The organism is Salaquimonas pukyongi, assembly GCF_001953055.1.
Lineage (GTDB): Bacteria > Pseudomonadota > Alphaproteobacteria > Rhizobiales > Rhizobiaceae > Salaquimonas > Salaquimonas pukyongi.
This window is the reverse complement of sequence record NZ_CP019044.1, coordinates 563,293-576,798: the sequence shown is the minus strand read 5'-3', so window position 1 is coordinate 576,798 and position 13,506 is coordinate 563,293. Positions and strand designations below refer to the sequence as shown.

13 protein-coding genes are annotated in these 13,506 nt (G+C 58.6%); 11 read left to right on the top strand and 2 right to left on the bottom strand.

Features of this window, described 5'->3' with window-relative positions:
- Positions 1-9 precede the first annotated feature (9 nt).
- The 11 genes from obgE to BVL55_RS02740 all read left to right on the top strand — a co-directional run bounded on the left by obgE (position 10) and on the right by BVL55_RS02740 (position 10,591).
- Positions 10-1,053: a GTPase ObgE gene (gene obgE, locus BVL55_RS02790; protein ID WP_075995633.1), complete on the top strand. Its 1,044-nt coding sequence runs from the start codon at positions 10-12 to the stop codon at positions 1,051-1,053.
- Entirely contained in the window at positions 1,050-2,207 is a 1,158-nt protein-coding gene (gene proB, locus BVL55_RS02785; protein ID WP_075995632.1) for a glutamate 5-kinase, read from the top strand. The genes obgE and proB overlap by 4 nt, the downstream gene beginning before the upstream one ends.
- On the top strand, positions 2,204-3,493 hold the full coding sequence (locus tag BVL55_RS02780; protein ID WP_075995631.1) for a glutamate-5-semialdehyde dehydrogenase: 1,290 nt from the start codon (positions 2,204-2,206) through the stop codon (positions 3,491-3,493). The genes proB and BVL55_RS02780 overlap by 4 nt, the downstream gene beginning before the upstream one ends.
- A gap of 17 nt (positions 3,494-3,510) precedes the next feature.
- The gene (locus BVL55_RS02775) at positions 3,511-4,164 is read left to right on the top strand and encodes a nicotinate-nucleotide adenylyltransferase (protein ID WP_244530572.1); all 654 of its coding nucleotides are present in this window, start codon (positions 3,511-3,513) and stop codon (positions 4,162-4,164) included.
- 130 nt (positions 4,165-4,294) lie between these two features.
- A complete protein-coding gene (rsfS, locus tag BVL55_RS02770; protein ID WP_075995630.1) occupies positions 4,295-4,693 on the top strand; it encodes a ribosome silencing factor in 399 nt (132 codons plus the stop codon).
- A gap of 103 nt (positions 4,694-4,796) precedes the next feature.
- Positions 4,797-5,249, top strand: coding sequence for a 23S rRNA (pseudouridine(1915)-N(3))-methyltransferase RlmH (gene rlmH, locus BVL55_RS02765; RefSeq protein WP_428977271.1), 453 nt, complete (start codon positions 4,797-4,799; stop codon positions 5,247-5,249).
- Positions 5,250-5,429: 180 nt separating this feature from the next.
- Positions 5,430-6,800: a murein hydrolase activator EnvC family protein gene (locus tag BVL55_RS02760; protein WP_083649334.1), complete on the top strand. Its 1,371-nt coding sequence runs from the start codon at positions 5,430-5,432 to the stop codon at positions 6,798-6,800.
- Positions 6,797-8,131: a S41 family peptidase gene (locus BVL55_RS02755; RefSeq protein WP_075995628.1), complete on the top strand. Its 1,335-nt coding sequence runs from the start codon at positions 6,797-6,799 to the stop codon at positions 8,129-8,131. The genes BVL55_RS02760 and BVL55_RS02755 overlap by 4 nt, the downstream gene beginning before the upstream one ends.
- 157 nt (positions 8,132-8,288) lie before the next feature.
- Positions 8,289-9,482 (top strand): divergent polysaccharide deacetylase family protein, encoded by a 1,194-nt coding sequence (locus BVL55_RS02750; RefSeq protein WP_075995627.1) that lies wholly within the window; start codon positions 8,289-8,291, stop codon positions 9,480-9,482.
- Between the two features lie 44 nt (positions 9,483-9,526).
- Positions 9,527-9,988: an RNA pyrophosphohydrolase gene (locus tag BVL55_RS02745; protein WP_244530615.1), complete on the top strand. Its 462-nt coding sequence runs from the start codon at positions 9,527-9,529 to the stop codon at positions 9,986-9,988.
- A gap of 63 nt (positions 9,989-10,051) precedes the next feature.
- Positions 10,052-10,591 (top strand): GNAT family N-acetyltransferase, encoded by a 540-nt coding sequence (locus tag BVL55_RS02740; protein ID WP_083649333.1) that lies wholly within the window; start codon positions 10,052-10,054, stop codon positions 10,589-10,591.
- Between the two features lie 62 nt (positions 10,592-10,653).
- Here BVL55_RS02740 and BVL55_RS02735 read toward each other — a convergent pair whose 3' ends face one another.
- Both BVL55_RS02735 and BVL55_RS02730 read right to left on the bottom strand, forming a co-directional pair.
- A complete protein-coding gene (locus BVL55_RS02735) occupies positions 10,654-11,343 on the bottom strand; it encodes a hypothetical protein (protein ID WP_075995625.1) in 690 nt (229 codons plus the stop codon).
- A 799-nt stretch (positions 11,344-12,142) separates the two neighbouring features.
- Complete coding sequence (locus BVL55_RS02730) at positions 12,143-13,429, bottom strand: vWA domain-containing protein (protein WP_162841437.1); 1,287 nt, start codon at positions 13,427-13,429, stop codon at positions 12,143-12,145.
- Positions 13,430-13,506: the final 77 nt, after the last annotated feature.

Sequence of the window (13,506 nt, the reverse complement as noted above, 5' to 3'; positions counted from 1 at the left end):
ATTGCCGCCATGAAATTTCTCGACCAGGCAAAAGTGTATATCCGCTCGGGAAATGGCGGCGCGGGTTGCGTGTCGTTCCACCGGGCAAAGTACCAGGAATTCGGCGGACCTGACGGCGGCAATGGCGGCCGGGGCGGTGATGTATGGGCAGAGGCCGTTGATGGTCTCAACACACTTATCGACTACCGTTACCAGCAGCACTTCAAGGCAAAAACCGGCGTTCATGGCATGGGGCGCAACCGCGACGGCAGGAAGGGTGACGATGTCATTCTCAAAGTGCCGGCGGGTACGCAGATTTATGAACAAGACAATGAGACGCTGATCTGCGACCTGCAGCAGACCGGTGAACGCCACCTGCTCGCCAAGGGGGGCAATGGCGGCTTCGGCAATGCCCATTTCAAGACATCGACCAACCAGGCGCCGCGGCGCGCCAATCCAGGACAGGAAGGCATTGAACGCACGGTCTGGCTGCGGCTGAAACTGATCGCCGATGCAGGGCTTCTCGGCCTTCCCAATGCGGGAAAATCGACGTTTCTTGCCACCGTTACACGGGCCAAGCCCAAAATTGCAGATTATCCGTTTACGACGCTGCATCCCAATTTGGGGGTCGCGGCAATTGACGGGCGGGAATTCATCATCGCCGACATTCCGGGCCTGATAGAAGGCGCCCACGAGGGCAGCGGCATCGGCGACCGGTTTCTCGGCCATGTGGAGCGCACCAATGTGCTTTTGCATCTGGTTTCAAGCCGGAACGAAGATGTGGCCGAAGCCTATCGCACGGTGCGCAAGGAAGTTGAAGCCTACGGCCATGGATTGACCGACAAACCGGAAATCGTGGCTCTGTCGCAGGCCGATCTGCTGCAGGAAGATGATCGTGCTGAAACAAGCGCTGCACTGGAAAGGGCCTGTGGGCAACCTCCCCTCTTGCTTTCCTCGGCAACCGGCGAAGGCGTGGAAACGGCGCTTCGCGCCCTGGCAGGCCGCATTGAGGAATTGCGCCAGCAGGACGGAGAAGAGGGAACCGACGATGATCGCTGGAGCCCGATCGAATGAAAGCATCGTCCGCCGGCAGGCTCTCCAGCTTCAAGCGCATTGTCATCAAGATCGGCTCTTCCCTGCTGGTCGACCGCCGCGACGGTTTGAAAACTGCATGGCTGCAGTCGCTTGCTGACGACATCGGTGTACTTCGGCAAAACGGCCATGAAATTCTGATCGTCTCTTCCGGAGCCATTGCCCTTGGCCGCGGGCTGCTGGGCCTGAAGGGAACCCGCCTGAAGCTTGAGGAAAGCCAGGCGGCGGCAGCGGCAGGCCAGATCGCACTTTCCAGGGCCTATCACGATACGCTGGAAAGGCACGGCATTCAGGCCGGGCAAATCCTGCTCACCCTCAGCGATACGGAGGAACGGCGGCGTTATCTCAACGCCCGCGCTACCATCGACACGCTGCTGAGGCTGGGGGCAGTGCCGATTATCAATGAGAACGACACGGTGGCGACCAGCGAAATCCGCTATGGCGACAATGACAGGCTGGCTGCAAGGGTTGCAACCATGATGGCCTGCGACCTGCTGATCCTGCTGTCGGATATTGACGGTCTTTATTCTGCTCCCCCGGCAAGCGACCCTGATGCCCGTTTCATCGAACAGGTGGACGCGATAACACCGCAGATCGAAGCGATGGCGGGCGACGCGGGAACCGAGCTTTCACGCGGCGGCATGGTAACAAAGATCGAGGCCGGAAGGATCGCCACCGCCGGCGGTACCGGCATGGTGATCGCATCGGGCAAGACGCTTAATCCCATCCGGCACATCATGGAAAACGAACGGGCCACCTGGTTCAAGGCAAGCGGCAATCCGGTTACCTCGCGCAAGAAATGGATTGCCGGACAGTTGGCGAAAAGCGGCTCGCTCCATCTCGATGCCGGGGCGGAACAAGCGCTTTTATCCGGCAAGAGCCTGCTGCCTGCCGGCGTAAAGAAGATAACCGGACAATTCACGCGAGGCGATGTGGTTGCTCTCGTTAATGGCGATGGAATTGAAATTGGTCGCGGTCTCGTGGCATATGACAGTGAACAGGCTGCGGCCATTTGCGGGCTGAAGAGCAGCGAGATCGAGGCGGTTCTCGGTTTTGCCGGGCGCAGCGAGATGATCCATCGCGATGACCTGGCGTTGCGCCCGAAAGATGGCCAGGACGAGACAGAAGCACAATGAACACCCAGGTAAGCGCCGTAGCGAAAGACGATATCCGGACGCCCATGAAAGCCATGGGCAAGGCAGCGCGCGATGCTGCGAACGTGCTGGCGACCGTCTCCGGCGAACGCAAGCATGCTGCCCTGATCGCCATGGCCGACAGCCTGTGGCGCAATCGCACTGCCATTCTCAATGCCAATGGGATCGACATGGCAACGGCGGGTGAAAACGGCATATCCGGTGCTTTCCTCGACCGGCTGGAACTCAACGAAGAACGCATCCGCGGCATGTGCGAGGGCGTTCGCGCCATCGCCGAATTGCCTGATCCGGTCGGGACCGTCATCGCCGAATGGGACCGGCCGAACGGCTTGCATATCGAGCGGGTCAGGACGCCGCTCGGCGTAATTGGTGTTATTTTTGAAAGCCGTCCCAATGTAACGGCAGATGCAGGGGCACTGTGCATGAAGGCCGGTAACGCCGTGATCCTGCGGGGTGGATCAGATTCCTTTCACTCCTCCCGTGCCATTCACCAATGCCTGGAAGAAGGGCTGAAAGCGGCAGGCCTTCCGGCCGAGGCGATCCAGATCGTGCCCACCACAGACCGCAGCGCGGTGGGTGAAATGCTCAAGGGGCTGGAAGGAACGGTGGACGTTATCGTGCCGAGGGGCGGACGCGGGCTGGTCGAGCGCGTTCAGAGTGAGGCCAGGGTTCCTGTCTTTGCCCATCTTGAAGGGCTCTGCCACGTTTATGTGGACAAGAGCGCCAAGGTGGAGATGGCAGCCGAGATCGCCGTCAACGCGAAAATGCGGCGTACCGGCATTTGCGGCGCGGCGGAGACATTGCTTGTCGACGAAGCTGCCCTGGATAGCCACCTGGCACCCGTTCTCGATGCCCTGCACGATGCAGGCTGCGAAGTTCGGGGCGATGAGAAAGTCTGCCGCGCATGGCCGCAGGCTGTGCCCGCGATCGGGGAGGACTGGGCAACGGAATATCTGGCGCCGGTCATTTCGGTACGCATGGTCGGCGGGGTTGGCGAAGCCATAGAGCACATAAACCGCTGGTCTTCCCACCATACCGAGGCAATCATCGCTGAGGACGCCGGCGCGGTGGCACGTTTCTTCAATGAAATTGATTCGGCAATCCTGCTGCATAATGCATCGACCCAGTTTGCCGATGGCGGCGAATTCGGAATGGGCGCGGAAATCGGCATCGCTACCGGCAAGATGCACGCACGCGGCCCCGTCGGCCTGGAACAGCTTACCAGCTTTAAATACCAGGTCCGTGGCAGCGGCCAATGCCGGCCCTGATTTCGGACTGCTGACCGGTGACACCACCCTCAAAGCATGACGATGACAGCCTGCTCCGCGAAGCGGCGCGCTTTCCCCATGTGGAGCGCGGACAGCGGGTCGGTCTGTTCGGCGGTTCTTTCAATCCCCCGCATGAAGGCCACCTTCACGTCAGCGAAACAGCGCTCATCCGCGGTGCCCTAGATCAGGTCTGGTGGATGGTCACTCCCGGCAATCCCTTGAAGGATCATTCCGAACTCGCGCCGCTTGCCGAGCGCATCCGCCTTTGCCGGCAGGTTGCCAGGCATCCGGGCATCAAGGTTACCGCCTTTGAGGCGCGCTACAAGGTCAACTACACCGAACAGGCACTAACCATTGTCAAACGCTACCATCAGGACGTTCGCTTCATCTGGCTGATGGGCGCGGACAACCTTGCCGGGTTCCACCGCTGGCAGAACTGGCGCAGGATTGCAGGCATGATGCCGATTATGGTGGTTGATCGTCCCGGTTCCACCCTGGCCTACCGTTCTGCGCGGGCGGCAATTGCACTTTCACGATACCGCGTGGACGAAACGGACAGCGAATTGCTTGCAGACCTCTCACCTCCCGCCTGGACGTTTATTCACGCGCCGCGAAATGTGCTTTCATCAACCGCGATCCGCAATTCCCGCAAGAACGGAACAGCGGACTGATCGCACAACCGCATGCGAAACGGTTTCATTCGAGAGCGAAAAAGTGTAGGCTGAATGCGCCGGCACCATCTGGCCGGCAATGTAAACGTGCTGATCAACTACCAGAAAGGTGCAAAAACTGGTCACAACCATGCACGCGGGCGCAGCCGTTGAAAACGCTGCACCATCGGCATCCGAAGCCGCAGACTACTCGGTGGAGGATGTCCTGAATGCCGTCACGGCGAGCCTTGAAGACTCCAAGGCTGAAAACATCACCACAATCGACATTCGCAAGAAATCGGCGCTGGGAGACTACATGCTTGTCGCCTCGGGCCGGTCGCATCGCCATGTCGCTGCGATTTGCGATCACCTTTTGCGCGCGATCAAGGATTCGGGTTACGGCCCGGCCCGCGTCGAGGGATTGCAGGCCGCCGACTGGGTCCTGATCGACACAGGGGATGTCATTGTTCATGTCTTCCGGCCGGAAGTGCGCGAGTTCTACGGCATCGAAAAGATGTGGACCATGCCGGAAACCGGCGGCCGTCACTAGCGGCTACCGGTTTGACGGCTAACTCTGCGGCAGGGGCCGCGTATGGCAAGGCGCTCTCCTTGCAGGGTGATCCATGCGCCTGAAAATCATATCTATAGGGAAAATGAAAAAGGGGCCGGAAAGCGACCTCCTTGAGCGCTATGTCGACCGCGCCGCGAAGACCGGCAGGCAGCTCGGCATACAGGAGGTTGACGCAAGCGAATGGGCTGAGAGCCGCGCCGCTGGCGCCGGTCAGCGCAAGGCAGACGAGGCCAGCCGGGTGTTGAGCAGCGTGCGGCCCGGTGCCCTGCTGATTGCGCTCGATGAAAACGGAAAAGACATCGATTCGGAAGGAATTGCCAGCCTGATCCAAAGATCGCTGGCAGATGGTGTGCCGGAAATCTGCCTCGCCATTGGCGGGCCGGACGGCCACGGCCGTGCGCTACTGGAAAAAGCAGACATGATATGGCGCTTCGGGCGGGTGACCTGGCCGCATCAACTGGTGCGCGTTCTGGCTGCCGAACAACTCTACCGGGCCACCACCATTTTATGTGGCCATCCCTATCACCGGGAATGACCGGCGGCGTGCCATCTGCACCGGCACACCAGTGCCATCACCGCGCCACGATTGCATGGTGAAGGGTCGTTCGTGCAGCGCATTTCAATTTTACCCTTTCGCAGAATCCCTGTATTCAGGCCGAGTCGCCGCTTAAGGCCTGCAGACGCAAATCGATTCGGGCGCTGGGGCAGGCTACCGATGGGGCATTTGCGGCACGGCGGGCTGGAAAGAAGCGATACCATGATGGCCATGCGGATATTGCTGTTGCTTTTGCTGGCATGTTTGCAGTGGCCTGCCGCCCATGCACAGGGCGGCCGAGTCGAGGGGCTGGATCAGCAGCGGGCCAAGACCGAACAGGAACTGACGGATCTGCGCCAGGCGATCAGCCTGTCGGCAGAAATGAAAGCGTCACTGGAGGCGGAAGTTGCCAGGCTGGACGAAGACACGGCAACCATTACCCGTACCCTGATCGAAACCTCCACGAGATCGCGGGCTATCGAAGAACGTATTGAGCGGGCAGCCAACCGGCTCGAGGAATTGCGCGTTGACGAAGCAGCGGCCCGCCAGTCCCTGCAGGAACGCCGCGGAGTGCTGATCGAGATCGTTGCCGCGCTTCAGCGCATGGGCCACAAACCGCCCCCCGCCCTGCTGGTGACACCGGAAGATGCATTGAACTCGGTGCGCTCTGCCATTCTGCTGGGCGCAGTATTGCCGGGAATCCGGGAGGAAACGACCATTCTGGCAACCGAACTCGGCAACCTGGTCAGGATACGCGAAGAGATTTCTGCCAGCCGCGAGAAACTCTCCAGCGACATGACCGCCCTTGCAGAAGAGGAAAGGCGTCTTTCCCTGCTGTTTGAACAGAAGAAAAAGCTGATCGGTGAAAAACAGGCAGAGCTGGCAAGACAAACCGCACAAGCTGCCGAACTTGCCGGCAAAGCAACCAATCTTGAAACCCTTATCGAGGACCTCAACCGGGAGATCACTTCCGTCCAGCAAGCGCAGGAGGCTGCCAGACGGGCCGAGGAAGAGCGTTTGAAGCAGGAGGAGCAACGCATTGCCGAGGCCCGCGAAAGTGCTACGTCAAACGGATTTGACGATCTTTCGAGGATTGCACCGGCGATGGCGTTCGCCGATGCCAAGGGCTTGCTTCCAAAGCCCGTTGCGGGCGTCGACATTGCCGGGTTCAACCAGAAGACGGCGAGTGGCGAGATTTCCAAAGGGTTGTCAATTGCAACCCGCAGCGGCAGCCGCGTGCTTTCGCCGACCGATGGCTGGGTAATCTATGCCGGGCCGTTCCGCTCCTACGGGCAACTATTGATCGTCAATGCCGGCAACGGCTATCATGTGGTCATGGCCGGTATGGAGCGAATCGATGCCGTGCTGGGACAGTTTGTACTTGCCGGTGAACCCATCGGCGCGATGGGCGAGACCCGCGTTGCAAGTAACGTCAATGTTGATATTGGAACCCGAAGGCCTGTGCTATATGTAGAGTTCAGGAAGGATGGGGTTCCGATCGACTCAGCTCCGTGGTGGGCAAGAACGAACCTTAAAGAGAGTAGCGGATAATGAAAAAAACCGGACTGTTCATCGTTGGCCTGCTGGTAGGCGTTTCGGCCGGCCTGGGCGCAACCACTCTGGTCACCCAAATGGCATCTGCCAAGGCCGCCGGGGCGGAGACCTACCGGCAACTGGCCCTGTTTGGCGACGTGTTTGAAAGGGTGCGTTCGGTTTACGTTTCAGAGCCCGATGAAGAGGAACTGGTCGAAAATGCCATTAACGGCATGCTTGCTTCACTCGACCCGCATTCGAGCTACCTGAATCCGAAAGACTTTTCCGACATGCGGGTACAGACCCGCGGTGAATTCGGCGGGCTGGGCATCGAGGTCACCATGGAGAACGAACTGGTGAAGGTCATTTCCCCCATCGAGGGAACACCTGCCGCTGAAGCGGGTGTACTTGCTGGTGACCTGATTTACCAGATCGACGGTGAAGCCGTGCGCGGACTGACCCTGCAGCAAGCCGTTGAAAAAATGCGCGGCCCGGTCAACACCCCAATCGAACTGAAAATCCAGCGCGACGGCGCGGACGCGCCGATAACCATCACCGTGATCCGCGATATCATCAAGGTGCGGTCGGTACGCTGGCGGGTGGAGCGCGACACCATCGGCTATATCGACATCAATTCGTTTACCGAACAGACCGACAGCGGGCTGGAAGAAGCCATCGAGAAAATTAACGAGCAGGTTGGCGCAGACAAGGTCACCGGCTATGTGATCGATCTGCGGCTCAATCCCGGTGGCTTGCTCGATCAGGCCGTCAACGTCTCCGATGCATTTCTTGACCGGGGCGAAATTGTTTCGACCCGCGGGCGCGACGAAAGCGACATCACCCGTTATCAGGCCCGTCCCGGCGATCTGGTGGCAGGCAAACCGATTATCGTTCTGGTGAATGGCGGCTCGGCAAGCGCCTCGGAAATTGTTGCCGGCGCGTTGCAGGATCACAAGCGTGCCACGGTTCTGGGCACCCGCACGTTCGGCAAGGGCTCCGTTCAGACCATTATCCAGCTTGGCGGCAATGGCGCGCTTCGGTTGACCACTGCGCTTTACTACACGCCGTCCAACACCTCCATTCAGGCCAAGGGGATCGAGCCGGACATCAAGGTGACGCAGCCCCTGCCCGATGAATTGAAAGGCCGTGTGGAGGCCGCGGGCGAATCGCGCCTGCGCGGTCACATTACCGGCGAAGAGGAAGATGATGAGGGCTCGGGTTCCTCGGCATATGTCCCGCCCGATCCGGAAGATGACATACAGCTTAACCACGCACTGGACCTGATTGCCGGCGCAAAAACTGCCGAAGGCGTTTTCCCGCCCGATCCATCCAAAGCGCTTCCGAACTGATGACAAGCAACCCGGCACACGCCGGGTTGTTTTTTTCTGGCGCATTGGCGGAAGATGCAAAGCAACTTGCAGTCAGGCCAACTCCGATTCAGACTTGTGCGAATCAGTCTCGACCGTTTGCTGCGGAACGGCGTGAACTTCTGCGAGGAATCGACTTGTGAATGAGTTGAACCGGCCACTCGGGGTCAAATCGCAAGCCCGCAAAGGCCCCAAACCGGCGAGGAGCGGCAATCTGCTGGGCCTTGTTTCCCTGCTGTTTGCCGTTGCAGCAATGGGGCTTGCCGGCTGGCTCTATCTTGCCAAGGAACCTCCAATCCAAATTGCCGGAGTTCCTGCTGCAGATTCCCCCTCGCAAGAAAATTCTGAAGAAACAGAAGACAATCCCGCAGCACCGCCGGGCAATGAAACAGACGATGAACCGGCAGATGAAAGCGCTGCGGAAAACCAGGGCGTAACCGGCCTGACGCCACTGCAACCATCAGGAAACATTGCCGTTCCCGAGCCCCGCCCTCCCAGAGCAGCGCCCCAGGAAGCCGGCCTTGCCCATCTGCCAGATCCCGAGCTTGTCGAACGGGGGGCGACAGGGGCCATTCCCAGGCGCTCGCACGACGGCAGAAAGCCGATGGATGTCTACGCCCGCGAGCCGGATACAACCGGCAATTTCGGCGTTGCACGGGTGGTTCTCATCGTGGGCGGCATCGGTATCAGCCAGACCAGTTCCCAGGAAGCCGTACGCAAACTGCCGGGGACAGTAACACTTGCCTTTGCGGCCACGGGCAACAGCCTGATGCGCTGGATGCAGGCAGCAAGAAAAAAGGGCCATGAACTGCTGTTGCAGGTTCCCATGGAACCTTATGGCGCATCCGGAAATCCTGCCGGTTCGCGCCTGATCAACAGCGCGGCAAGTGCGGAAGAAAACCTTGCCAATCTGCACTGGGCGATGAGCCGTATCACCAATTATGTGGGCATCATGAATTATCAGGGCGGCAAGCTGCTGAGCGAACCGGGCGCCCTCAAGCCCGTGTTTGACGAGATTGCCGGGCGGGGTCTGCTTTTTGTCGATGACGGCTCATCCGGCGCCAATCGCAGCAAGGCGGTGGCGGATGCATCGCTCCTGCCCTATGCGCGGGCACACATATTGATCGATGCAAAGCGCACACGCCAGGACATCGCCAAACAGCTGGAAGCACTGGTGAAGGAGGCCAAGCGAACAGGCCTCGCCATTGGCGTTTCCAACGGTTATTCGGAAACCATCGACATGATTGCGGACTTTTCGAGCAGGGCGAATGCGCTTGGTGTCGAAATCACGCCAGTGTCTGCAATTGTAAGTGATCCCGAGAGACAACGTTGAAAAAAAAACCAAAGAAACTGCCCTATCGCCGCTGCGTGGGGATCATGGTGCTCAATGCCGACGGCAAGGTCTGGACAGGCCACCGGCTGACACCGGACAATGGCGAATTGTCGCTGAGCGATCACCGCTGGCAGATGCCCCAGGGCGGCATTGACAAGAATGAGGATCCACTTGAGGCGGCAAAACGGGAGTTGTGGGAAGAAACCGGAATCACCTCTGTCACCTGTCTTGCCAGAACGAAGGAATGGATTACCTACGACCTGCCCGGGGAATTGATCGGCACGGCGTTGAAAGGCAAGTACCGCGGACAGAAGATGGCCTGGTTTGCCTTCCGGTTCGAAGGCACCGAAAAGGAAATCAATATCGATCAGCCGCCCGATGGCGCGCCGGTCGAGTTCGATGCCTGGCAGTGGACCGATATGGAGCAACTGCCGGAAATGGTCGTCCCCTTCAAGCGCGGCGTGTATGAGGAAGTTGTGCGCCACTTCCGCCATTTGGCTGGATAAACACCTGACTGCACCGGCATTCGCAAATTGGAGCGGCGGTAACGGTTGCAAGCCCGGTGCCGCATGGTTATCTGTGATCCATCATCCACAACCTTCTTCGTGCCCATGCTTTGTGACCGATTGACCATCCGCCCTTCCCGCCCGGAAGATCAATCCGCAATCCTGTCCGTTGAGCGCAAAGCCTTTGGCCGCAAGGATGAGGCCCGGCTGGTGGATCAGCTCATTCCCGCACCGCTGAACACGGTTTCGCTCGTTGCCGAATGCGACGGCCTTGTGATCGGCCATATCCTGCTAACAGAGATCGAGGCACCGGTAAGGGCACTTGCCCTGGCACCGCTGGCGGTATTGGCCGATTACCGGGAAATGCAGGTCGGCAGTGCGCTGGTTCGCGCTGCAATCGAGACGGCCAGGAGCGAGGGCTTTGATGCCATCTTTGTGTTGGGGGATGTCTTTTATTATGAGCGCTTCGGCTTTTCCAGCAAGCTGGCAGACCCGTTTTCGGTGCGATGGCAGGGGCGCCAGTTCATGGTATTGGAACTGAAGGAAGGCGTCCTGAAAGGCCGCAAGGGCAAGCTCGAATATCCTGAACCTTTCCTGCGGTAATGGCATGCGAAATCAGGCCGGCAATGCCGGCCTGATTTAATTTCAAATCAAAAAGCCAGCCATTACTGGATCGATGCGGTTGCGATCGGATCGAGCTCCGGCACGGTTTCAATCGGGCTGCCCGCAACCAGCATCGGGAAGGCCGTCAATTGTCCGATGATGCGATTGTGCACCTTCGCATAGTCCCCGAGACCAACATGGGTGGTCGAATACCGGAATTCGGCATGGAGGGTAACGTTGTTCCCCCTGGTGAGGCGAACCTTGGAGCCGATACAGCCGGGAATACGGCAGATGAAATTGTCCACCCGGTGCACATTGGGCGGAACGGCGGCAAGAACCGGCCCGTCAAGCACGCCCATATAGTTTACCGGAATGCCATCCTTGTAAAGCTGGGCGGCAAGCGACGTTACGATGTTGCCACCGTAGCTGATGCCAACAAGGTTGATCTGTACACTGGGATCGCGTGCAAATTCACGGCGAATTTCAGAAAGGACAGCAGGCTGTATTGCCAGGCGCCCTTCCACCGGAGTTGCATAGCTGTAGTGCTTGGCGTGGCCAAGCTTGGCCTTCAGATTGGCAAAACCATAGCCGATGAACGGCATGACGCTGGCCAGCCCGTTGACCAGATAGGTTTTGTGATTTTGCGGTACCGGCTCCAGGCTCTGGCCAAGGGCCGGCGCGGCAGGCAGGGTAACCAAGGCTGCCAGAACAGCGCCCACCAGGCTGTTGCGGCGTGTTTTGCGAAGGGTCATCAGTACTCATCCCTTTCCCGTTTACATGCTTAAGAGACCGCAAATTGGTTAACTTGCGGCTCAAAGAGATGGTAAATCTCCGGTTAACAATGGGGATAAGGACTGTCCGGCACGCTGGCGGCAAAGTGTTTACGCACGGATTTTTGACTTGCCTGGTGCCGGATTCTGCCGCAGGGTTACGGTGTAACTGCAACAACTGAAAGGAGGTGATCCAGTGTCGAGTGAAATCAGGTTTGCGCATGGATCGGTGCGTTTGGATGGTTTTGGGAGCAACCTCCGCAGGTTCATCTGACCGCAACAAGGCCGCTATCGGAAACCGATGGCCGCCATGGTTGATCTAGCAGTAAACAGATTCACGAGGCCGCCCTTCCCGGGCGGCCTTTTGTGTTGTGGGGAAAATTTGCTCAGCCGTTGGCGGATGCGCGGCGCAAACCAGGCTGTTGGGTGGGCCCAAAAAAGACAATGCCTGCCGGGGGAGGAGGTCCGGCAGGCATCGTTTTCGTTCCGGTTTGGGAGGAGGTAAACCGGAATTTGTTTTCAGCTGGTATGGGAGGAGGTACACCGGCTGAACAGACGTAACGTAACGCAAAACCGTTAACGTTTCGTTTACGCTCATATAAGGAGCAAAATCGCGGATTGGGAGTCCCGATCGCACATGGTAGCTATGCACTCAATGCATAGCTCAGGTTCAAATATCAGACTCCGAAAGATGTGCAGGGGGGTGTTGTGGGCCACCCCCCTGCCGTTCCGGCCTGTCATTTACGCAATGCGGCGGTCGGACGGCACTGCGCTCTTGTTTTTATCGCGACAGGCGGAGCGTCTTGATGTCTTTTGCAATGGCGCGGAACGCAGCCCGCAATTCCTGATTACTGCTGGCGTCAAAATAGTACTGGCTTTTTCCGTCGCCAGGCGTGGCGCAGGCCTGCAGGGTTTTTTTGGCTTCTTTCGGAGCCTTGAAGGCAATCGAATAGATGGTTATGCCGTCGCCACCCTTTTTTGGCCGCTTCATGTCCGTACACAGCGCTTTGGCTGCGCCCCCTGACTTTTTCTTCTGGTCGCGGGGATCGCTGCTGCGTTTGACACCCTGAAAATGGGTATTGAATTCGCCATCGGTCATCAGGATTGCGATTTTTTGTGTCCTGGAGCCGTAGCCATTAGGCTTCGAACCGTTTGGCCAGAATTGCCGCCAGTTGTCTGACAGCATGTAATAGCCCCATGAAATACCCAGATGACCGGCTGTGTATCCATCTGCCCGCATGTTGCGAATGTCACTCAGCAGTAAGCCGCGCTTGTTTGTGAGCGGCCGCACAACATTGGTAGGGCAATCCTCGGTACGATCATCGGCACCAACCTTTTCCCTGCGGGGAGAAACATCGTTATGCGGGTTGCGCCGCCGCTCGGTCATGCAGGTGCGCCTGGATTGGCCGCTCGCCTTGCGGGCAAGTCCCGGAGACAGGCTGACCCCCTCCGAATAGGGCACCAGGCCAAGCCGGACATTTTTGTGCGATTTGCCTTTCGGCAGCAGGATGTCGACGGCATCACCCGCCGCAAGCTTGAGCGCATCAAGTTTGCCATCCCGGTTCATGGAGCCGGTAACGTCCAGCACCATGCTCACTTCAACAGCCGTGTTGGAGAATTTGGCCTGGCTGTACGCGCCTACATCGACCACCGGCTTGCCGACCAATCCCATGAAGGCGGTTTCAATCGGCGCCTTCAGGGACGCGTTGACTTCACCAGTGTCTTTGTTGAACGAAAAGTCCTCAACCTGTACCGACTGGCCAAGCCATGGATGATTGGTGAAATTGGCCTGCAGGTGATTGTCGAAAACCGTACGCAGCTTGGCCTTGCTGGTTTCACCTTCCATTGCTTCACGGCCTGCCGCCAACACTGCCGCGTCCAGCGACTGGTTCATCAGCGTCTTTGCGCGGGAAAGCTGGGTGTAATCAACCGCAATCCCGGCAGAAGCCATTACAGCAATGGCAGCAAGTGCGAAGGTTGGTGCAAACGCACCTTTCTCGCTTGCAAGAAAATTGCCTGCTATATGTGAGTGCCGCTGACGGGCCTGTTTGAGATCAATATTGGGCATGCTGGCCTCCATGCTGGCCTGGTGGGACAATTCCTGCCCACAGACATGCATGCTGCCTGCCAGTCTGCACGAAAGCC